At 70.9% G+C, this 17,724-nt stretch carries 21 protein-coding genes and 1 pseudogene; 10 read left to right on the top strand and 12 right to left on the bottom strand.

From position 1 onward, the window contains the following. Positions 1-68: 68 nt before the first annotated feature. Positions 69-455 (bottom strand): hypothetical protein, encoded by a 387-nt coding sequence (locus tag ON27_RS37790; protein ID WP_043738683.1) that lies wholly within the window; start codon positions 453-455, stop codon positions 69-71. A 269-nt stretch (positions 456-724) separates the two neighbouring features. Further along, positions 725-1,522, bottom strand: coding sequence for a universal stress protein (locus tag ON27_RS37785; RefSeq protein WP_043738681.1), 798 nt, complete (start codon positions 1,520-1,522; stop codon positions 725-727). A 150-nt stretch (positions 1,523-1,672) separates the two neighbouring features. Here ON27_RS37785 and ON27_RS37780 point away from each other — a divergent pair, with 150 nt between their 5' ends. Continuing rightward, positions 1,673-2,614: a universal stress protein gene (locus tag ON27_RS37780; protein WP_043738679.1), complete on the top strand. Its 942-nt coding sequence runs from the start codon at positions 1,673-1,675 to the stop codon at positions 2,612-2,614. A 132-nt stretch (positions 2,615-2,746) separates the two neighbouring features. Next, positions 2,747-3,928 (top strand): NAD(P)/FAD-dependent oxidoreductase, encoded by a 1,182-nt coding sequence (locus tag ON27_RS37775; protein ID WP_043738677.1) that lies wholly within the window; start codon positions 2,747-2,749, stop codon positions 3,926-3,928. 101 nt (positions 3,929-4,029) lie between these two features. Here the strand turns inward: ON27_RS37775 and ON27_RS37770 are convergent, their stop codons facing one another. Further along, the gene (locus tag ON27_RS37770; protein ID WP_043738676.1) at positions 4,030-5,058 is read right to left on the bottom strand and encodes a MerR family transcriptional regulator; all 1,029 of its coding nucleotides are present in this window, start codon (positions 5,056-5,058) and stop codon (positions 4,030-4,032) included. Continuing rightward, a complete protein-coding gene (locus ON27_RS37765) occupies positions 5,052-5,699 on the bottom strand; it encodes a HEAT repeat domain-containing protein (RefSeq protein WP_245560554.1) in 648 nt (215 codons plus the stop codon). Before ON27_RS37765 ends, ON27_RS37770 begins: the two co-directional genes overlap by 7 nt. 273 nt (positions 5,700-5,972) lie before the next feature. Between ON27_RS37765 and ON27_RS37760 the strand changes: the two genes are divergently transcribed. Further along, a complete protein-coding gene (locus tag ON27_RS37760; RefSeq protein ID WP_051047513.1) occupies positions 5,973-6,278 on the top strand; it encodes a hypothetical protein in 306 nt (101 codons plus the stop codon). A 45-nt stretch (positions 6,279-6,323) separates the two neighbouring features. On the opposite strand, the gene ON27_RS37755 is transcribed toward ON27_RS37760, so the two are convergent. Together ON27_RS37755 and ON27_RS37750 are read right to left on the bottom strand one after the other, a co-directional pair. After that, positions 6,324-7,502 carry a Dyp-type peroxidase gene (locus ON27_RS37755; protein ID WP_043738675.1) on the bottom strand — a complete coding sequence of 393 codons (1,179 nt, stop codon included), beginning with the start codon at positions 7,500-7,502 and terminating at the stop codon, positions 6,324-6,326. Between the two features lie 25 nt (positions 7,503-7,527). Beyond that, complete coding sequence (locus tag ON27_RS37750) at positions 7,528-8,082, bottom strand: copper chaperone PCu(A)C (protein WP_083888118.1); 555 nt, start codon at positions 8,080-8,082, stop codon at positions 7,528-7,530. Between ON27_RS37750 and ON27_RS37745 the strand changes: the two genes are divergently transcribed. Continuing rightward, a complete protein-coding gene (locus ON27_RS37745; protein WP_157227913.1) occupies positions 8,081-8,356 on the top strand; it encodes a hypothetical protein in 276 nt (91 codons plus the stop codon). The genes ON27_RS37750 and ON27_RS37745 overlap by 2 nt on opposite strands. A gap of 31 nt (positions 8,357-8,387) precedes the next feature. Here ON27_RS37745 and ON27_RS37740 read toward each other — a convergent pair whose 3' ends face one another. The 4 genes from ON27_RS37740 to ON27_RS37725 form a co-directional block, all read right to left on the bottom strand. Beyond that, positions 8,388-8,915, bottom strand: coding sequence for a hypothetical protein (locus tag ON27_RS37740; RefSeq protein ID WP_051047505.1), 528 nt, complete (start codon positions 8,913-8,915; stop codon positions 8,388-8,390). Positions 8,916-9,057: 142 nt separating this feature from the next. Beyond that, on the bottom strand, positions 9,058-9,762 hold the full coding sequence (locus ON27_RS37735; protein WP_051047504.1) for a formylglycine-generating enzyme family protein: 705 nt from the start codon (positions 9,760-9,762) through the stop codon (positions 9,058-9,060). 34 nt (positions 9,763-9,796) lie between these two features. Beyond that, entirely contained in the window at positions 9,797-10,510 is a 714-nt protein-coding gene (locus tag ON27_RS37730; protein WP_043738671.1) for an endonuclease/exonuclease/phosphatase family protein, read from the bottom strand. 53 nt (positions 10,511-10,563) lie between these two features. Next, positions 10,564-11,193 carry a TetR/AcrR family transcriptional regulator gene (locus tag ON27_RS37725; RefSeq protein ID WP_051047503.1) on the bottom strand — a complete coding sequence of 210 codons (630 nt, stop codon included), beginning with the start codon at positions 11,191-11,193 and terminating at the stop codon, positions 10,564-10,566. Positions 11,194-11,307: 114 nt separating this feature from the next. Here ON27_RS37725 and ON27_RS37720 point away from each other — a divergent pair, with 114 nt between their 5' ends. Continuing rightward, positions 11,308-12,444 carry a lipase family protein gene (locus tag ON27_RS37720; RefSeq protein WP_043738669.1) on the top strand — a complete coding sequence of 379 codons (1,137 nt, stop codon included), beginning with the start codon at positions 11,308-11,310 and terminating at the stop codon, positions 12,442-12,444. A 22-nt stretch (positions 12,445-12,466) separates the two neighbouring features. Here the strand turns inward: ON27_RS37720 and ON27_RS37715 are convergent. Then, positions 12,467-12,667 (bottom strand): annotated as a pseudogene (locus ON27_RS37715) (MFS transporter); the annotation flags it as partial. Between the two features lie 62 nt (positions 12,668-12,729). Here ON27_RS37715 and ON27_RS37710 point away from each other — a divergent pair. The 5 genes from ON27_RS37710 to ON27_RS37690 all read left to right on the top strand — a co-directional run bounded on the left by ON27_RS37710 (position 12,730) and on the right by ON27_RS37690 (position 16,941). Beyond that, positions 12,730-13,425, top strand: coding sequence for a response regulator (locus tag ON27_RS37710; RefSeq protein WP_043738666.1), 696 nt, complete (start codon positions 12,730-12,732; stop codon positions 13,423-13,425). Positions 13,426-13,595: 170 nt separating this feature from the next. After that, the gene (locus ON27_RS37705; RefSeq protein WP_245560558.1) at positions 13,596-14,528 is read left to right on the top strand and encodes a HAMP domain-containing sensor histidine kinase; all 933 of its coding nucleotides are present in this window, start codon (positions 13,596-13,598) and stop codon (positions 14,526-14,528) included. Positions 14,529-14,842: 314 nt separating this feature from the next. Beyond that, the gene (locus ON27_RS37700; RefSeq protein ID WP_245560553.1) at positions 14,843-16,312 is read left to right on the top strand and encodes a DUF4153 domain-containing protein; all 1,470 of its coding nucleotides are present in this window, start codon (positions 14,843-14,845) and stop codon (positions 16,310-16,312) included. A 34-nt stretch (positions 16,313-16,346) separates the two neighbouring features. After that, positions 16,347-16,625, top strand: coding sequence for a hypothetical protein (locus ON27_RS37695; RefSeq protein WP_043738665.1), 279 nt, complete (start codon positions 16,347-16,349; stop codon positions 16,623-16,625). Further along, positions 16,618-16,941: a ribbon-helix-helix domain-containing protein gene (locus tag ON27_RS37690; protein ID WP_051047502.1), complete on the top strand. Its 324-nt coding sequence runs from the start codon at positions 16,618-16,620 to the stop codon at positions 16,939-16,941. The genes ON27_RS37695 and ON27_RS37690 overlap by 8 nt, the downstream gene beginning before the upstream one ends. A 267-nt stretch (positions 16,942-17,208) precedes the next feature. On the opposite strand, the gene ON27_RS37685 is transcribed toward ON27_RS37690, so the two are convergent. Continuing rightward, on the bottom strand, positions 17,209-17,697 hold the full coding sequence (locus ON27_RS37685) for an SLOG cluster 4 domain-containing protein (protein ID WP_083888123.1): 489 nt from the start codon (positions 17,695-17,697) through the stop codon (positions 17,209-17,211). Positions 17,698-17,724 lie beyond the last annotated feature (27 nt).

Raw genomic sequence — 17,724 nt, 5'->3', positions numbered from 1 at the left:
CAGCGCCGCGTGGCGGTCCCGCTGCCGTCCGAGGTCACACCCACGCTCGTCGAACCGCCCGGCCGGGGTCACCGTGACGGTGCTCGGCGCCCGCCTGCGGAGGAGTTGCCGGAGCGGCACAGCGTTCGCTCGGCGGTCGTGGTCAGCCGCTCGATCGCTTCCTCCACGCCGAGGCCACGACCGGTGATGAGCAGATCGAGGCTCTCGAAACTGGTCAGCGTCCACAACACGTCGGTTGCCCACTCCACCGAGACGTCCTCGCGCAGTTCGTCGGCCGCGGCGAGCCGATGCGCCAGGTGGGCGACGCCACCCCGGCGATCCTCCGCCATCGCCCGCACCGCTTCGGCGGCCGATGCCGGATCGAGACGGTCCATGGCGTGCAGCACGCGATAGATCTCGAGGTCGCGGGCCTTCATTCGACTCGCGGCGGCGATCGCCCGCAGGTGCGCGCGCATCGTCCGAGCCGACGGCCGCGGTGAGCTCCGGTAAGCCGGTGCGGGTGGACAGATCCTCGACGAACGCGTCGAAAAGCCCAGCGCGAGAGCCGAAGTCGACATCGATGGTCGACCGCGACACTCCGGCCGCCTTGGCGACCTTGTCCAAGCTCAACGGTTCGGTCGGCGCCGCTCGTGACCGCCCGCACCGGCCCTGGCTCGGGCTCTGCACTGGGTCTGCGATCGGCTCAGTGCCCGAGAGACGCATGCCACGCCTCGCCCTAAAGAAATCACTGACCACGGGTTGCGAGGACGACCGGAGTACGACTCTTCTGAAGCACTGCGTGACTGACCGAACCGAGTGCCGCGCCCGCGACCTCGCCCCGGCCCCGGCTAGCCAGCACGATCAACTGGGCCCGGTGGGACTCCTCCAGCAGCCGCTGGGCAGGGTGGCCCCCGGCGACGAGGCGGTGCACGCGAACCTCGGGATACTTGTCGGAAAAGATCGCCAACTTCTCCACGAGCAGCGCGAGCCCCAATCGCCGGACGGAGGCTTCGTCGAAAGCGATCTCGACAGCTCGCTCGCTGCACAGCGACCCGTCCACACCGACCAGAACCGGGTACTGCGGCACGGCCGCAACCGGCTCGTCGAAACCGGGCACGACGGCCACCGGACAGCTGGCGTGCCTGATCAAGCCGATCCCGACCGATCCGAGCAGCACCCGCTCGAAGGCGCCCAGTCCACGGGCGCCGACCACCGGCGGTCGGGCGTTGGCGGATAGACGGGCCGAGCAAGAGACCGGCGACGACGATTCGAGGAAGGTTCGCACCGGGATCTCGCCCGCGGACCCGGCCACCTCCTGCGCGATGCTCTGTCCCACGCCGAGCGCGGCGTCACCCGCCTTCCGCAATCCGCTCGTGTCGAACAGCAGCGAGCCCGGCACCGGCACCGCGCCGGCCGAGACGCCGATCGCGTGGACCAGATGCAGCGGCGCGCGACGTCGCGCGGCTGTCGCGGCGGCCCAACGGACGGCGGCGAGCGAGGACGTCGAACTGTCGACGCCGGACGACGACTGGACGGACAGCATGCACAGTCACAACGGTGCCGCCTTTCGAATGGTCTTTCGACCCGCATCCTATGGACGATCAGCCGCATTCGCGCCGGCGGTGCGGCTCATACCGTTGGAAGCGGTGACCCGGCCGGGCGCCACACGACGCGACAGGCTCGGGAGGTCTCCATGACAGCACAGCGATTCGACGATCCGCATCGTCTCGCCACGGCGAAAATCGTAGTCGGTGTGGACGGGTCGGAGGGGTCGTGGACCGCCGTGCGGTGGGCGGCCCAGTTCGCCGCCGAACGCGGCCGCGAGCTCGAGATCCTGCACGGCATGGATCTGGTCGGCACCAGTTCGGTGCTGGGTGACTACGAGGTCGTCGTTCCCGCGGTCATCGACGCCGTGCGCGAACAAGGGGAGAACGTGATCGCCCGGGCCGAACGCCTGGCCCGCTCGATCGCGCCCGGAGCGCGGATCTCGACTCGCATGACCACCGACACCGGTAGGCAACTGTTGATCGAGCACAGTGCCGAGGCGTACGCGGTGGTGATCGGCGCCACCGGCAGCGCCGGAACACTCACCCATCTGGGCTCCACGCTGCTGGCCGTGACCGCCCACGCGCACGGCACGGTGGTGGTGGTCCGCACCGACGCCGGCGGCACGATGCGCGACTCGGGGCCGGTGGTCCTCGGCGTGGACGGCAGCCCGATCGGTGAATCGGCCATCGCCGCGGCGTTCACCGAAGCGGCCGAGCGCGGGGCCGAACTCGTCGCCGTGCATGCCTGGAGCGACTGGGACTCCGGCCGGTTCGCCGGCCGCACCACGCTGCCCGAGGTCGACCTCGACAGCGTCGAACGGGCGATTCTCGCCGAGCGTCTCGCGGGCTGGCAGGAGAAGTTCCCGCAGGTCCGCGTCGCCAGGAAGGTCGAGGTGTCCGCACCGGCTCCGCATCTGCTGAGCTGGTCGAAAGTCGCGCAGTTACTGGTCGTGGGCAGCCGCGGGCGCGGCGGGTTCGCGGGCATGCTGCTCGGGTCGACGTCGAACACTCTGGTTCAGCACGCGGCGTGCCCGGTGATGGTCGTCCACCCGCACGACGATCAGCGGGGCAGTGGACACCGTCGCTGAGCGACTTCTTCACGAGCCGGGCGCTCGACAACCCACTGTTGTGGCACAGGTCACAACAGTGGGTTGTCACGTTCCGCGGGGCTGCTTTGTCCCATAGCCGACCCCGACGAACGAGCCCCCAGGGAGCGAGTGATGAACACCGACACCACCCACGAGATCGTTGTCCTCGGCGCCGGCTACAGCGGACTGATCGCCACGGCTCGGCTGGCCCGCTACACCCGCAAGCTGAACACCCGCATCACGCTGGTGAACCCCTCGCCCCGCTTCGTCGAGCGCCTGCGCATGCACCAGCTCGCCGCGGGCCGGGAACTGACCGACTTCCGGATTCCGGACCTGCTCGAAGGCACCGGTGTGCGGTTCCACCAGGCCGCCGCCACCGCCATCGATACCGCCGACCGCCTCGTCACCCTCGACGACGGTGCGGCGCTGTCCTATGACACGCTGGTCTACGCTCTCGGCAGTGCCACCGACACGAGCACCGTCCCGGGTGCGGCCGAGCACGCTCGGACCCTCGACGATCCCCGTCTGGCCCACCACTTCTCGCAGCGGCTGCCCGAGATCGCCGCCAGGGGTGGCACGGTCACCGTCTGTGGTGGCGGGCTCACCGGAATCGAGGCGGCCGCCGAAATCGCCGAGGCGCACCCCGGGTTGACCGTCGCCCTGATCAGCTCGGCCGAACCCGGTTCCATGATGGGCGAGAAGGCCCGCGCCTACCTGAACCGTGCCTTGGACCGGCTGGGTGTGGTGCGCACGGTCGGGGTGAAGGTCACCAAGGTGCTGCCCGACGCCGTGCGTCTGGACACCGGCGAACTCGTCGCCTCGGATCTGATCCTGTGGACCACCGGCGTGCGAGTGTCGCCGCTGGCCGCCCAGGCCGGAATCGCCACCGACGCGAAGGGACTCGTCATCACCGATCCCACGCTGCGCTCGGTGTCGCACCCGGAGATCCACGCCATCGGAGACGCCGCCCTGGTGCGGCAAGCCTGGGGGCAGATCCACGGCACCTGCCAGAGCGGCGTGGTCACCGCCGACTACACCGCCGCCGTGATAGCGCGACTGCTGCGTGGGAAGACGGTGCGGCCGTTCCGCTTCGGCTACTTCCATCAGCCGGTGAGCCTGGGCCGCAAGGACGCGGTCATCCAGTTCACCAATGCCGATGACACGCCGAAACGGTGGTACCTCCAGGGCATGGCCGCGGTCATCTACAAGGAGCAGGTCAGCAGCACCCCGCCGGTGGCCGCCGAACTGAGCCGCTATGTGAAACTCCCGGTGCAGCTGTCGAAGGGCGGCCGCGCCACCCGTGCGACCGCATGATGATCCGGCGGCCGGGCTCGAGGACCGATCAGGTTCCATCGTCCGCTGGATCCGGCACCGCGCCCGCTCTCCTGTGCGGGAGCGTCGCCTACGCCACGCCTCTAGGGCTGCCCGAGTTCGTTGTCCGGCCGTTGCTCGAGCGTTTCGGCGAGCGCCGAGGCGATGAGCGCTACGGCCCGGTCGTCGTCGTGGGCCAGTTGCCGCAGGGTATCCAGCGCGATGGTGCCCGGCATCTCGGCGAGTGCCTGGGTCAGTCGTATCCGCACCGCCGGGTGCGCTGCGTGCGCGGTGAGTTCGTCCACCAGCGCTCGCATGATCCGGTCCGCCCAGTACGCGTCCCGCGCCAACGCTCCCAAGAGCTCGGCCGCCTCTACATCGTTCGGACCCTCGACCACCGTGCCGACGAGTTCCGGTACAGCCCGTGTCACGCCCCGCGCGCCCAATGCCAGAGCGGCGTGTCTACGGACCGTCGCGTCCGCGTCCCCGAGCGCGCCGGTGAGCACCGCGGTCGCCTCGTCGCCCGGCAGCTCGGCGAGCGCCAGGACCGCCCGCCGCCGGACGTCGACATCCTCAGAGGCCATGCCGGACGCCACGCTCGTCACACCGTCACCGCCGGCCCGTGCGAGGGCCCACCGCAGGGCCCCCGCGACGTTCGGATCGGATTCGGTGAGCACCGCCTCGGCCAGCAGCTCGGCGGGCACCGACACGTCCTCGGCCGGAGCCAGGACAGCCTGCTGCCGCCGGGCGGCGCTGTGCGAACCGAGTCCGTGCAGGAGTTCGACGATGCGCAGGACCCCTTGCCAGTCGGAGGGCTCGGCCGCATCGACCCTACGGAGCCGATCGAGCAGTTCGCGCTCCCGGTTCAGTCGTTCTTCAGTCTTCCGGACGAGGTCGCCGACCAGTGCGGACGGGGTGAATCCGGGACCGTCGAGCGCGCGCTGGATCTGGCTCAGTGACAGGCCGAGGGACCGCAGCCCTTCCACATGGAAGATCCGCCGGATGTCTTCGGGAGAGTATTCCCGGTAGCCGCCCACGGTGCGGCCGGTCGGCCGCACCAGCCCGAGGGAGTCGTAGTGCCTGAGCATCCGCGCGCTCACACCCGAGCGGCGCGCCACCTCGCCGATCAGCACGCAGTCGTCTCCTCTCGGTCGGGCCCGAGCGCGACGACCTTTCTCGCCTCCTCGACGGCGAGGTCGAATCCGGCATCCGGGTCGCGCAGCAGCCGCTGCGTGGCTCTCGCGTGCGCGCGCACCGCCGGGTCGTGACTTGCCGTCGCCGTGCGGAGAACCGGCTCGATCACCTCGCCGAGCGCGACGAGGGCACGGCTCAGACTCAGGCGCAGTTCCCGGTCACCGCGGCCGAATTGGGTAGCCAGCTCCGCGGCCAGCCCGTCCGCCTCCGCGTCGGGCACGAGAACGACAGCAGCGCGCCACGCACTCCGCGCGACCTCGTCGTCGGTGTCGCGCAGCAGAGCCCCCGTGATCGCGGGCCACGCGTCCCGGTCTCCGATCTTGGACAGGGTGTGCAGCGCTTGGCTGCGCGCCTGTGCGCGTTCGGAAAGCAGTTCCGCGCGCAGCCTGGGTACCGTGAGCTCCGGGGGGAGACGGGTCAGCGCCCACGTGAGCATGTCGCGCACGAAGAAGTCGGGCTCGATCGCGCACCGTTCTACCAGCGCGTCGATGAAGCCGGGCTCGGGATGCGTGCCGACTGCCAGAGCCGCCTGCAGCCGCGTCGACGAGTCGGCAGCCGCCAGCGCGCCGAGCAGTCGCATGTTCTGTGGATTCCTGTGTGTCGAGTTGATGGGGACCACCTCCGACAGCCAGTGAAAGCCTTCACACAGTGACAAGGTCAAGTTCGGCGAACGATGTCGCGCAGCGAACATGGTCTCGGCCGAGTCGGCGTCTCCCTTCGAAGTTCGCGACCGGGGCAGGTCCGATGATCATCGAGTCAGTACAGTGAGCTGTCGCCCGAACCATGGGGAGTTTGCCACGTGAACGTGTCGGAATTCGTCTACAACGTCGTAGTCGTCGCGCATCTGCTCGGCATGGCCGCCGTGGTGGGCGGCTATGCCGCCGGGCAGCCACGGGTCTCGGAGGTCATGGTCTGGGGTGCGCGGTTGCAGCTGGTCACCGGGGTGATCCTGGTCGGCATGGCCGAATCGATCGACTCCCTCGGCAAGGACCCGGACATGGCCAAGATCGGGGTGAAGCTGGTCGTTTCGGTGGCAGTGGCCGCGTTCGCCGAGATCGGGCGCGGGCGGGGAAAGCGCGGCGAGTCGCTGCCGTGGCTGACCCACGCCGCGGGCCTGCTGGCGATCGTCAACGTTTTCGTAGCCGTGCTGTGGACCTGACGTGTCGGCGCCGGCGGGTGCGTGCTCGCCGGCGCCGAACACGCGTCACGCCTCGAACAGCGATTGCCCGAGGTAACCGCCCGGGGCCCGAACCCCGGGCGGGATCACGAAAACCGCCGAACCGATCGGCGTCGTCCAGACATTGAGCGCGTCGAACTCCGCGAGTCGGCGTTGCACCGGTACGAACTGGGCGTCCACGTCGCGCTGATAGGCGGCGAACAGCAGGCCCGAGTTGGAGATCCGGCCCGGTGCGGGCGCGTCGTCGTAGTTGTAGCCACGTCGCAGGAAGCGTTCGCCGTCATGGGTGTGATGAGCGCGCGCGATGTGCGACGACGGTGGGATGATCGGTATCCCGTGCGCGTCCACCGCCGCGAAGTCGGGCTCGTCGAATTCGTCGGCGCCGGTCAGCGGCGCACCGTTGGCGACAGTGCGTCCGATGGTGAGTTCCCGATCCTCCGTGTCGATTTCCTCCCAGGTGTCCAGTGTCATCGCGATTCGCCGCAGCACACACGACGTTCCGCCGTCCAGCCACGGCTGGGCCGCCCCGTCGTCCCAGACCAGACGGGCGAACTCCGGCGTGCCGGGAGCCAGGTTCACCGTGCCGTCGACCTGGCCCATCAGATTGCGCGGTGTCGCGCCCGGCGCGCAGTTCCGGAATCCGCGCTGCACCCAGCGCACCGTGACCAACGAGGACACGCTGCGGCACAGCACGCGCACCGCGTGCGACACCGTGGTCACCTCCTCGGCACAGACCTGCAAGAGCAGGTCACCGCCGGTCCAGGCTGGTTCGAGCCGGTCGATGGCGAACGGCGGCAACGGCCGCAGCCAGGACGGCCTGCGCTGCTCGAGCCCGGCCGCCGAGAACACCGCGGGTCCGAAACCCACGGTGACCGTCAGCCGCGCCGGGCGCAGCGCGAGTTCGGGTTCGGTGTCCGCCAGCGCGGGCCGGCCCTGAGTGAGGCGGGCGGCGTCGCCGGTCCAGATCTTCAGCAGTCCGACGAGGTCGTCGCGGCGAGCGCCCGGCTTCAGATCGAAGGCCACGAACGCCGCGTGCGCCTGCGGGACGGTGTCGATGCCGGATTGGTGCGGCCCGTAGAACGGCACTGTCGCGTCCCCGGACGCCGGATCGGATGCCCGCCGCCCGGTGCGGGCGGCCGCGCCGAGCCCCAGCCCGGCCGCGCCTGCCGCGACGGCGCCGCCGCCCAGCAGACGCCGCCGGTTCATCCGTGCGGGTCGCGGTTCGTTCCGCTCAGCCACCGTGCGCGCCGGTATGGGGCTCACCGCCCGCGTGATCGGGCACGTAATTCTCCTGGTTGCCGGAGAAGTCGCGCACCTGGGCGGTGAATGTGGTGGTCGAGCCGTCGTCGAAGGTCAGGGTGACCGACGTCTCCGAGCCGGTGCGCAGCGGTCCGAGCAGCCCCATGAACATGATGTGGTCGCCGCCGGGCCGCAGCCGCGTGCTTCCGTGCGCGGGGACGACGAAGCCGCCGCGTTTGGGCCGCATCGCCTTCGTCCCGTTCGCGTCGGTGACCACCTCGTGCAATTCGATTCGCTCGGAGGCGGGACTGGTCGCCGAGACGATGGTGCGTGGCGCGTCGCCGGTGTTGGTCAGGTCACCGAACGCGGCCGACATCCCGCTGTCGGCGGCTTTGACCCACTGATCGGAAATGGACACCGTGGCGGCCGGGGCGGCGGCTTCGGTCGCGTCGGCCGACGAGCAGGCGGTCAGCAGAAGCGCCGCCGCGACGGTGGCGATCGCGCCGGGCATGAGGCGAGTGGCGTGTTGCCGAGTGCGGATATGCATGAGAACTCCGAAGAAGGTGAGATGTGATGTGGCGCAGCGCGAGACACCGCCCGACCGGCGAAGCGGCCCGGCGCGCGGAGGTCGCCGAGCTGTCGGCGGGATCCGGATCGTCGACACCGAGCCCGCGCAGCGGGTCTCGTGGCGAATCGGTCGTCGGCGCGGCGAGCGGACCGAGGTGTCGACCGACGCCGCCGAAGGCCGCGCCGACCCGCGTTTTATCGGTGGCGATCCGGGCTCCGGCGTGCCCGGCGCATCGGACGCTCGACGTCGGTGACCGGGCGATGTCCGCCTGCGATGTGGAGGAGTCAGCGCGGAAGTGGTGGGCCGCGCAGGCCCGAGCCCGAACTGAGCAGCGGGCGTCGTGGCTGGGGGAGCGCCCGCCCTGACGCGACTGAGCCGGTCCCGGCCGGTGCGACGGGGCCGTCGGCCAGGACGCGCACCGTCTGCCGCAGCTCGGAAGCCGCGCGCAGCACGGCCCGTTCGGCGGCGTGAATGAGCAGCGCGCCGAGTGGAACCGCCGCGAGGTGCGTGCCGAGCATGACCGATGTCGCACCCGCGTCGTGGTGGTGGGCGGTCGACAGCGTGGCCGCGAGGTGGGCGACGGCCTGTGCGATCGCCAGCGTCGCCATGATCTCGCCGACTCCGTGCCGGTGCGGTCGCGCGCCGACGAACACGCCCACCGCCGCGCAGACGGCGATCAGTGTGGCGATCGGCGAGGCGCCCGCGGACATGCCGCCACCGCCGAGCGCGTGCGCGGCGATGCTCACCGCCCCGGCCGCGCATCCGACGAACGCGCCGCGCAGCCGCGCCGCCATCACCGTCGGATCTCGCACCGACTCATACTACCGCCTGTCGTAGCCACGGTGGGCATCGGACGGAGCCGCCGAGGGGTCTGCCCGGGCTCGAGCCGCCCTACGGGCACGGAGCGAGACTGCTTCTCGCGCAGCTCGTCGACGCTGATGCGCGAACGGTTCGTCATCGTGTCGCAGGAGTGCGGGCGACCCGGAAGCCGAGATCGTCGATACGAAAGGTCGGGTGACTCTTGCGGCGGCACGCGGCGCGGCAACTGCGCGGCACGTCGAACGCGCCACCACCGCGGAACACGCGATAGGGGCCGTAGATCGCGGGGTCGTAGACATCCCAGCACCATTCCCAGACGTTGCCGATCGTGTCGTACAGGCCCCAGGCGTTCGGCGTTCGGGTCGCGACCTCGTGCACGGCCGCACCGGAATTGCCCCGGTGCCAAGCGATCTCGTCCAGCTCGCCGTAGCGGACGGCCGAGCTGCCCGCGCGGCAGGCGTATTCCCACTCCGCTTCGGTGGGCAGGCGGTAACCGTCGGCGGCGAAATCGCAGGTGACGTCCTGCGCGTCGGGGTCGTCGCCGAGGGTGTAACAGCGGGTGTACCCGGCGGCGTCGGAGAGCAGGTTGCAGAATCGGACGGCATCCGTCCAGGACACGTCGGTCACCGGCAGACGAGCGCTCGCCTCGTCCGGAGCCGTTGTGCCGTGCACGGCGGCGAAACTCGCGCAGGTGATCGGGAACGGCGCGATCTCGAAGGCGTTCACGTCGACTCGCGTGCTGGTCTTCTTGCTTTCGTCACGCAGCACGATCTCCCCGGCGGGCAGACCGATCACGGTGACGGGGGCGATCGAATCGGCGCGTGCGGAGGAAACACTCATGTCGCGGACAGCTTGTCGAGGCGCACGGACGCGCTCACGCCGTGACGGCCGCGTGGACGAGGTTGTGGTCGGACACTCCGCCGACGTCGTCGACCGACGCCGGGGTGACGCTCGCGCCGTGCACGACCACATGATCGATGTGCTGGGATTTGGCTCCCGAGGACCGCGGGCGGGTCGGCAGCGCACCGTCGGCGTGCTCGGCGACGGCGAAGTCGTCACCGAGCCCGGCGGCGACCGAGGCGCGGTCGGTGTTGAAGTCGCCCAGCAGCACCGCGGCGTTCGCCGGTGCGTCCGAGGCGAGTTCGGCCAGGCGGGACAGCTGCTCGGCGCGCCGCCGGTCACCGGTCACGTGGGTGGCGATCACCGTCAGCCCGCCCGCGTCGACGACCAGGGCGCCTTTGCCGTGATCGTGGGTGAAGGATTCGGCCGCGAGTTCGCGGCTCGGGTCGGCGGTGAGCACCACGAGGTACTCGCCGCCGTCGAGCAGGGAACTGGGCATGCGCCGCGGCGTGGGCAGCCGCTGATACCGCATCGCGTGGAACGTCCGGTCCGGCAGCGCCATTCGCAGGCTGGCCAGTTGATCACCGCTGACCTCCTGTAACGCGATGATCCGTTCGGTGCGTTCGGCCACCCGCGCGGTGATCTCGGCGATCCGGGCGCCCTCGTCCGGCCACCGAGTCGCGACGTCCTCGTACCAGTTCTCGGCGTGGACGCGATGCAGGACGTTCCAAGTGGCCACCGTGATCACTCTCGCGATCGTAGGCGACCCGGGTGGAACAGGTTGCGGCGCGGGCCGAGCGCTCAGCCCGTGCCCTGGAGGTCGACGCCCTGCTGCAGCGACTCGACAGCGCGATCGAGAACGCGGTGCAATGCCGTGACGGAATGGTCCTCGCCCAGCATCCAGTGATCGAGACCGACGCCGAAGGCGGCGAAACACGCCGCGGCGGTGAGCTGCGGCCGCACGTCGTCGGCGCGGAGCCCGGCGCGAGCGGCGAAATTGTGCGCCAGAGCGCGCTGGCGTCCCAGGGCGCCGATGAAATTCTCGCGGCGCAATTCCGGGTTGCCGACCAGCAGTTGCCTGGCCCGCCGTGCCGTCTCGGCTTGCCGGTCGCGCGCCTGCGCGTTCTGCTCGTCGAACAGGAAGTCGCGCAGCGCCGCGCGCAGCGCGGTCAAGACCGATTCGCGGGCGGGGCGCTGGTCGAGCGCGGCGAGCAGCTGCGCCATCAGCTCTTCCTCGTGACTGAAGACGACCGCGAGTTTCGACGGGAAATGCCGGTGGAAGGTGCGCCGGGAGACCCGCACGGCGTCGGCGATCTGCTGCACGGTGGTCTGCTCGAAACCGTGCCGCTCGAACAGCCGCAACGCGGCGTCGATCAATTCCCGCCGCACCCGCGCCTTCTCGCGTTCGCGCGGACCGCTCACGCCCGTCATGCCGCAATCTCCTCCGCGATGTACCGGTATTGATGTCTCAAAGTGACACATTAGGGCAGTGCCGGGTTACAGTGTCCCGGCGAGACGGCAAGTCGAGGACGAGAGGTGGCGCCCATGCCCGTGCGACATGTGGGAATCAGCGTGGCCGTCGCGGCACTGCTGTTCGCGGGGCCGTCGGCCGGTTCGGCGGGGGCCGACCCGGCGTCGGCGGGCGCGCTGCCGGGCACGGTCGCGACCGATGCGGTGCTGCCCGAACAGCTCTGGATCGAGGGCACGGGCACGGCCCGCCGCTTGACCTACTGGACCCGCACCTCCGACGACCAGCCCGCATTGTCCAGCGGCGCCGTGTTCGTTCCCGCGGGCACACCGCCGAGTGGCGGCTGGCCGGTGCTGTCCTGGGAGCACGGAACGGTCGGCCTCGCCGACGACTGCGCTCCGTCGACCGTGGGCCGCAGCAAACGGGACCTCGATTACCTGGCCACCTGGCTGCGGCAGGGTTACGCCGTCGTGGCGACCGACTACATCGGTCTGGGCACCCCGGGCCCGCACGCCTACCTCGACGGGCGCGCGGAGGCGCACGCGGCGATCGACATGGTGCGCGCGGCCCGGGCCGTCGACGGTTCGCTGTCGCCGAAGTGGGTCGCCATCGGCCAGTCCCAAGGCGGCGGCGCCGCGGTGTTCACCGCGTCGCTGGCCACGCGCTACGCTCCCGAGCTGGACTATCGCGGCGCGGTGGCCACCGGTCCCGCCTCCAACGTCGTCGACGCCGCTTCGTTGCTCGGGCCCGGCGCGCCGGCGATCGACAGCGCGCATCTCACCGCCTACATCGCCTACGTGATGAACGGGCTGAAAGCAGCGCGGCCCGGCTTCGACCTGGACAGCTACCTCAGCCCCGAGGGCAAGCAACTGGCCACCGCCGCGGAGTCGCTGTGCTTCCAGCCGCTGGCCGACCGCGCGCGGGGCGTCCCGGTCAACCGGTTGTTCTCCCGCCCGCTCGCCGACGGCGATTTCGTTGCCACCGCCCGCCCGGTGATGGACGTTCCCCTCACCGGCTACGACCGCGCGCTGTTCATCGGTCAGGGCACGAACGACACCGACGTGCCCGCCCCGTTGACCGCGAAGCTGGTGGCGGACATGGCGACGCACGGCGTCCGTCCTGAAGTGCACGTGTATCCGGGAAAGGATCACAGTGCCACCATGGCCGCTTCCCTGGCCGACAGCATCCCGTTCGTCGCGCGCCTGTTCGCCTGACCTCGGGCCGGGCGCGAGCGCCTCAGGCGCGTTCGGCCGCGGGTTCGAGTTCGAGCGCGTCCCGCAGCGGCGCGGCCGGTTTGCGGACCGGGATGGCGAGCGCGACGAGCGCGGCCGGCACGGAGACGCCGCAGCCGATCAGCAAGCCCGTGCGGAAACCGGCCTCGGTGGGAATGGTGTGGGTGCCCAGGCGGGTGCTCATCTGCGCGAGCACGACGCCGATGCACACCGAATCTCCACAATGGACGCCGGATCTCTCCACAGCCGGTGGCTAGGGTTCGGTGCATGGAACACAGCGCACCGGCGCAAACCGCACGGCGGGTCCTGGTGGTGGACGACGAGGTGACCATCGCCGAATCCGTCGCGGCGCGTCTGCGGGCGGAGGGGTTCACCGTGGACCTGGCCCACGACGGTCCCGCGGCCGTCGCCGCCGCCGAGGCCGTCGAGCCGGACCTGGTGGTCCTCGACGTCATGCTGCCGGGGTTCGACGGGTTGGAAGTGTGCCGGCGAATCCAAGCGCGCCGACCGGTGCCGGTGCTCATGTTGACCGCGCGGGCCGACGAGACCGACCAGCTCGTCGGCTTGGGCGTCGGCGCGGACGACTATCTGACCAAACCGTTCTCGCTGCGCGTGCTCGCCGCCCGGGTGCACGCGCTGCTGCGCCGGATGGAGCGGGCGGCCGACCGCGAGGGCGCGACCATTCTGGTGGGCGACCTGCGCATCGACGTGGATCAGCGCCGGGTCTGGCGCGCGGAGGTCGAAGCGCGGCTCACCCCACTGGAATTCGATCTGCTCGCCCGGCTGGCTCGACGCCCGCGCATGGTGCTCGCGCGCGAGCGGCTGCTCGAGGACGTCTGGGACTGGTCCGACGCGGCGGGCACCCGCGCGGTCGACAGTCATGTCAAGGCGTTGCGCCGCAAACTCGGCGCCGACCTGATCCGCACCGTGCGCGGTGTGGGATACGCGCTGGAGGCCCGATGAGCGCCGAGCCGGACCGCGCACCGGAGCCGGAACGAATCGGCTCCGACCTGCCCGGCGCCGCCGTTCGGGCCGGGTGGAGCCGGGTGCGCCGGATCGGTGACCGCGCGGCCGAGCTGTTGCCGCGGCCGCTGGACCCGGTGAAGTCGATCAAGCTGAAGCTCGCGATCCTCATGCTGTGTTCCGGCGGGGTCGCTTTCGGGTTCTTCCGCTTCAAGATCGGGTGGCTGCCGCCGCGCACCACCCTCGCCGCGGTCGTGATCGCCTTGGTGACCTCGCAAATCCTGGCGCACGGCATCACCAGGCCGCTGCGCGAGATGACCGCGGCGGCCAAGCGGATGGCCCAAGGCGACTACACCCTGCGGGTGCGGGCGACCTCCCGCGACGAGGTGGGGCAGCTGGCCGAGGCGTTCAACCAGATGGCTGCCGACCTGGCCGCGGCGGACCAGCAGCGCCGTGACCTCATCGCGAACGTCTCGCACGAATTGCGCACGCCCATCACCGCTTTGCAGGCGGTACTGGAGAACCTGGTCGACGGCGTCTCCCAACCGGACCCGGCGACCCTGCGCACCGCGCTGGCCCAGACCGAGCGGCTGACGCTGCTGGTCGCGGAATTGCTCGACCTCTCCAGTATCGAAGCGGGCGCCTTGCGGCTGGACCGCGAGGATCTGGCGATCGCGCCGCTGCTGGCCGACGTGGTCGCCGAAGCGGAGGTCATGACCGCCGCGCTCGGGCGCGGCGTGCGCTTTCGCACCGATGTGCTCCCCGGCACGGCCCGCGTGTACGCCGACCGCGCGCGTTTGCATCAGGTGCTGCTCAACCTGCTCGACAACGCCGCTCGGCACGGGCCGGCGGGCGGCGAAGTCCGCCTCGCCGTGCGCGCGTCGCCGGGCCAGGTCGTGATCGACGTGGCGGACGACGGCCCAGGCATCCCGCCCGCCGAACGCGCTCGGGTGTTCGACCGGTTCACCCGGGGCGGGCGCACCTCGGGTGGCGGCACCGGCCTGGGCCTGGCCATTTCTCGCTGGGTGGTCGACCTGCACGGCGGCACCATCGCCGTCGCCGACCCGGGCTCCCGCATCCGGGTGGTTCTGCCCACACGCTGACCTGCCCCACCACCCGACCCGGACCGCAAGGACGGTCCCGGGGCCATTTCGCACGCCTGCAGAAGGGACGAATCATGCCTCCAGAACCCGAATCCGAGTCGACCGCCGAACCGGCGCCTTCCGCGCCGGCAGCCGCGATCTCTGCTTGGAGCGCCGCATTCTCGCGATCGGCAACATATTCCGGCGCGACGCCCGCCACACCACCTGCTCAGCCATCGGAGGCGCCGTCGCCGGGCCGTGACCAGCAGGCATGGAGGAGCGCCGCGCCGGGCTCACCTGTCCGGGACGGCGCTCCCGGCAAACCGTCCTCGGGCGTGGCCGTGATCATGCGGCCACCGAACTGGCGCCGGGTCGCCTGCCCACCGGGTGTGGCGCTCGCCGCGCTCGTCTCCGGGCTCGCCGCGGCGATCCTGATCCACTGGGACCGGCCCGGTGTCGGCTGGGTCCTCACCGCCGCGATCACCGCGTCGGCGGTCTTTCTCGTCGACCGCAATGCCCGCAAAGGCACGACGGGCACGACGGTCGAAGCCTCCGAGGAAGCCGAACCGGTGCCCGCACACGTGAAGGCGAATTACCTGCGAGACGCCGGCCGTTGGTGGTGGGCGACGGTCGCCCTCGCTCTGCTGGCGGTGGGTGCCGTACGCGCCGCGGGGTGGCTGTTCGCGTTGTGCGTGGTGGCGGCATGTGTCGCCGGTTCACTCGCCGTGGTCGGACGCCGGTCGGCGAACGGGATCGTCTACGACACCCTGGCGGTCGGGCTGGCGGCGGTGGCCGCCGTGCCGTGGGCGTACGCGGGCACCCCTCGGATGCGCGAGGGCAACGCTTCCCGCGCATGGCGGCTCGGGCTGTCGGTGGCGGTGACCTCGGCGCTGCTCGCGGTGTTCGTCCCGCTGCTCGGCAGTGCCGACGCGATGTTCGCGGCGCTGCTCGAGACCGTGACGCCGGAGTTGGAGATCCCGTCGGTGGTGCGGTGGATCGTCCTGTTCGTCGTGGTCGCGCTCGGTGCGCTCGGCGCGATGTTCGTGCTCGCCTGCCCGCCGCCGCCCGCCGCCGGCGTGGCGGGCGGGCGGACCTTGCGCCGCACGGAATGGGTGCTGCCGGTCAGCGCGCTCGCGATCCTGTTCGCCGCTTTCGTCGCGACGCAGTTCGTCGTCCTGTTCGGCGGCGACGACTACGTCCAGGAGACCTCGGGTCTGACCTACGCCGAATACGCCCGCACCGGGTTCTGGCAGTTGTCGGCCGTCACCGTGCTGACCCTGGCGGTGTTGCTGATCGTGCTGCGCTGGGCCGCCCAGGACACCGCGGCCGACCGGTGGTGGCTGCGCGGGCTGCTCACGACCGTGAGCCTGCTGGCCCTGGTCATCGTCGCCTCGGCCCTGGGCCGGATGTGGACCTACCAGCAGGCCTACGGCTTCACGGTGCTGCGCCTACTGGTGGAAGCCTGCGAATTGTGGCTCGGCTTGGTCTACGTGCTGGTCATCGTCGCGGTCGTGCGGCTGCGCCGGGCGTGGTTGCCGCGCGCCGTGCTGGGCACCGCGATGGCCACGCTGCTCGTGCTCGCCGTTCTCGACCCGGAGCGATTGATCGCCGAGAAGAACATCGATCGCTGGCAGCAGGGCAGAACGCTGGACACCGAGTATCTGCGCACCCTGTCGCCGGACATCCTGCCCGCGATCGATCGGCTTCCCGAGCCCGTGCGCACGGACGTCCGCGCCGGCCTGAGCGCCGACCTCGACGAGGACAGCTGGCAGAGCTGGAATTTCTCGCGGGCGAGAGCGCGCTGAGCTCCCGTGCAATACACTTGTATTATCGCTGTTCGTGGGTTATAACTGGCCGGAGTGGGCACTGTTGTCGCTGGTGGGGATCGATCCTCGCGAAGTGCTGCAGGTGCTCATGGGCGCACGCCGATGGCCTCGGCAGGCGCGTGGCCGGAACGAACTCGCGGTCCTGACGGTGTGGGGCCGGACCGAGACCGGCCGGCCACTCATCGTCGCTGTCCGCCGCACCGAAGGCTGGCAGTGGGACATCCTGGGCGCGGTCGAGATGACCGAACTCCAGGTGGCCGAACTCGAGCGTTGGGAGCACGCCGATGACTGACTATCCGACGAATCCGGAAGACGTCCAGGACTTCCTGTCCGGTCTCGAATACACCGACGCGCCGGTGGCCCCGGCCGAACTGCCCCCGCCGCTGCGCGCCGAGGACACGGTCACCGTCACCACCTCGCTGCGCATCCCGTTCGATCTGCACCAGCGTGTGAAGAAGGCCGCCGAGCAGCGCAACGTGACCATGTCGGCGCTGATCCGGGATTGGATCGAACTGGAGCTGGCCGCCCTGGAGAACGACCAGCCCATCTCCCGCGCCGACGCCCTGCGGGCGCTGGCGGCTCTGCACCCCCTGCGTCAGTCGGCCTAGCGCGCCGCCGCGACGAAGGCACCGGCCACTTCTCGCCGTCGGGCAGCGGCGGTTCGTGCGCGACGGGCGTGCCGGAGCTGCTGCCGGGCACTCGGGCGCACTGGTCGGTGCGGTGGGTGAGCAGCGCCGGCGTCTCGGCCGTCGGCGACCACGCGATCGTCCGGCGGTCTGTCGAGTGGCTGTGGTGAGCTAGGCGATGCTTCGGCGGGACAGGCGATAGTGCGTGAGCGGAAAGTTCGGGCGAGCGTGCCCGGCCGACCGGTGGTCTCAGGTCGGATCGGGCCGCGGGACTTCGTCGAGCGCCCGGCGCACCGCGTCTACCGGGTCGGCCGCGATCGTGGTCGCGGTCAGGGGATGTCCGTTCGCGTCGCGAATCTCCCAACCGCCGAGTGAGACAACCGGGATTCCACCGCGCCGCCGCGCGAGCGCCACTTCCGACAGCGTGCCCCACGAGCCGCCGATGACGATCACCGCGTCCGCCGACTCGACGAGGATCGCGTTGCGCGCCTCACCCATGTTCGTGAACAGCACCGCCGACAACCCGGGACACACCGCACCGCGGTCGGTGTCCGGACGCACGCCGATCACGAGCCCACCCGCCTCGGCGGTACCGGCGGCGACCGCGGCCATCACGCCGTCGCCGCCACCGCAGAGCACGGTCACGCCCGCTTGCGCCAAGAGCCCGCCGACCGCGCGCGCCCACCGCGCTTCCTGTTCCGTGCACTCCCTCGGCCCGCAGACCGCAACCTGCCGCACCGGCACACCTCTCTGTCCTCACCCCGC

Origin of the sequence: Nocardia asiatica NBRC 100129 (assembly GCF_000308415.1) — a bacterium.
Lineage (GTDB): Bacteria > Actinomycetota > Actinomycetes > Mycobacteriales > Mycobacteriaceae > Nocardia > Nocardia asiatica.
Note: the sequence above shows the minus strand (reverse complement) of the source record. Positions and strands in the feature narration are given on the sequence as shown.

Excerpts from the sequence above, each read along its gene's own strand:
- ON27_RS37790 (WP_043738683.1), bottom strand. The coding sequence starts at position 455 with ATGCGCGCGCACCTGCGGGCGATCGCCGCCGCGAGTCGAATGAAGGCC.
- ON27_RS37785 (WP_043738681.1), bottom strand. The coding sequence starts at position 1,522 with ATGCTGTCCGTCCAGTCGTCGTCCGGCGTCGACAGTTCGACGTCCTCG.
- ON27_RS37780 (WP_043738679.1), top strand. The coding sequence starts at position 1,673 with ATGACAGCACAGCGATTCGACGATCCGCATCGTCTCGCCACGGCGAAA.
- ON27_RS37775 (WP_043738677.1), top strand. The coding sequence starts at position 2,747 with ATGAACACCGACACCACCCACGAGATCGTTGTCCTCGGCGCCGGCTAC.
- ON27_RS37765 (WP_245560554.1), bottom strand. The coding sequence starts at position 5,699 with ATGCGACTGCTCGGCGCGCTGGCGGCTGCCGACTCGTCGACGCGGCTG.
- ON27_RS37760 (WP_051047513.1), top strand. The coding sequence starts at position 5,973 with ATGGCCGCCGTGGTGGGCGGCTATGCCGCCGGGCAGCCACGGGTCTCG.
- ON27_RS37755 (WP_043738675.1), bottom strand. The coding sequence starts at position 7,502 with ATGAACCGGCGGCGTCTGCTGGGCGGCGGCGCCGTCGCGGCAGGCGCG.
- ON27_RS37745 (WP_157227913.1), top strand. The coding sequence starts at position 8,081 with ATGAGAACTCCGAAGAAGGTGAGATGTGATGTGGCGCAGCGCGAGACA.
- ON27_RS37750 (WP_083888118.1), bottom strand. The coding sequence starts at position 8,082 with ATGCATATCCGCACTCGGCAACACGCCACTCGCCTCATGCCCGGCGCG.
- ON27_RS37735 (WP_051047504.1), bottom strand. The coding sequence starts at position 9,762 with ATGAGTGTTTCCTCCGCACGCGCCGATTCGATCGCCCCCGTCACCGTG.
- ON27_RS37725 (WP_051047503.1), bottom strand. The coding sequence starts at position 11,193 with ATGACGGGCGTGAGCGGTCCGCGCGAACGCGAGAAGGCGCGGGTGCGG.
- ON27_RS37720 (WP_043738669.1), top strand. The coding sequence starts at position 11,308 with ATGCCCGTGCGACATGTGGGAATCAGCGTGGCCGTCGCGGCACTGCTG.
- ON27_RS37710 (WP_043738666.1), top strand. The coding sequence starts at position 12,730 with ATGGAACACAGCGCACCGGCGCAAACCGCACGGCGGGTCCTGGTGGTG.
- ON27_RS37705 (WP_245560558.1), top strand. The coding sequence starts at position 13,596 with ATGCTGTGTTCCGGCGGGGTCGCTTTCGGGTTCTTCCGCTTCAAGATC.
- ON27_RS37690 (WP_051047502.1), top strand. The coding sequence starts at position 16,618 with ATGACTGACTATCCGACGAATCCGGAAGACGTCCAGGACTTCCTGTCC.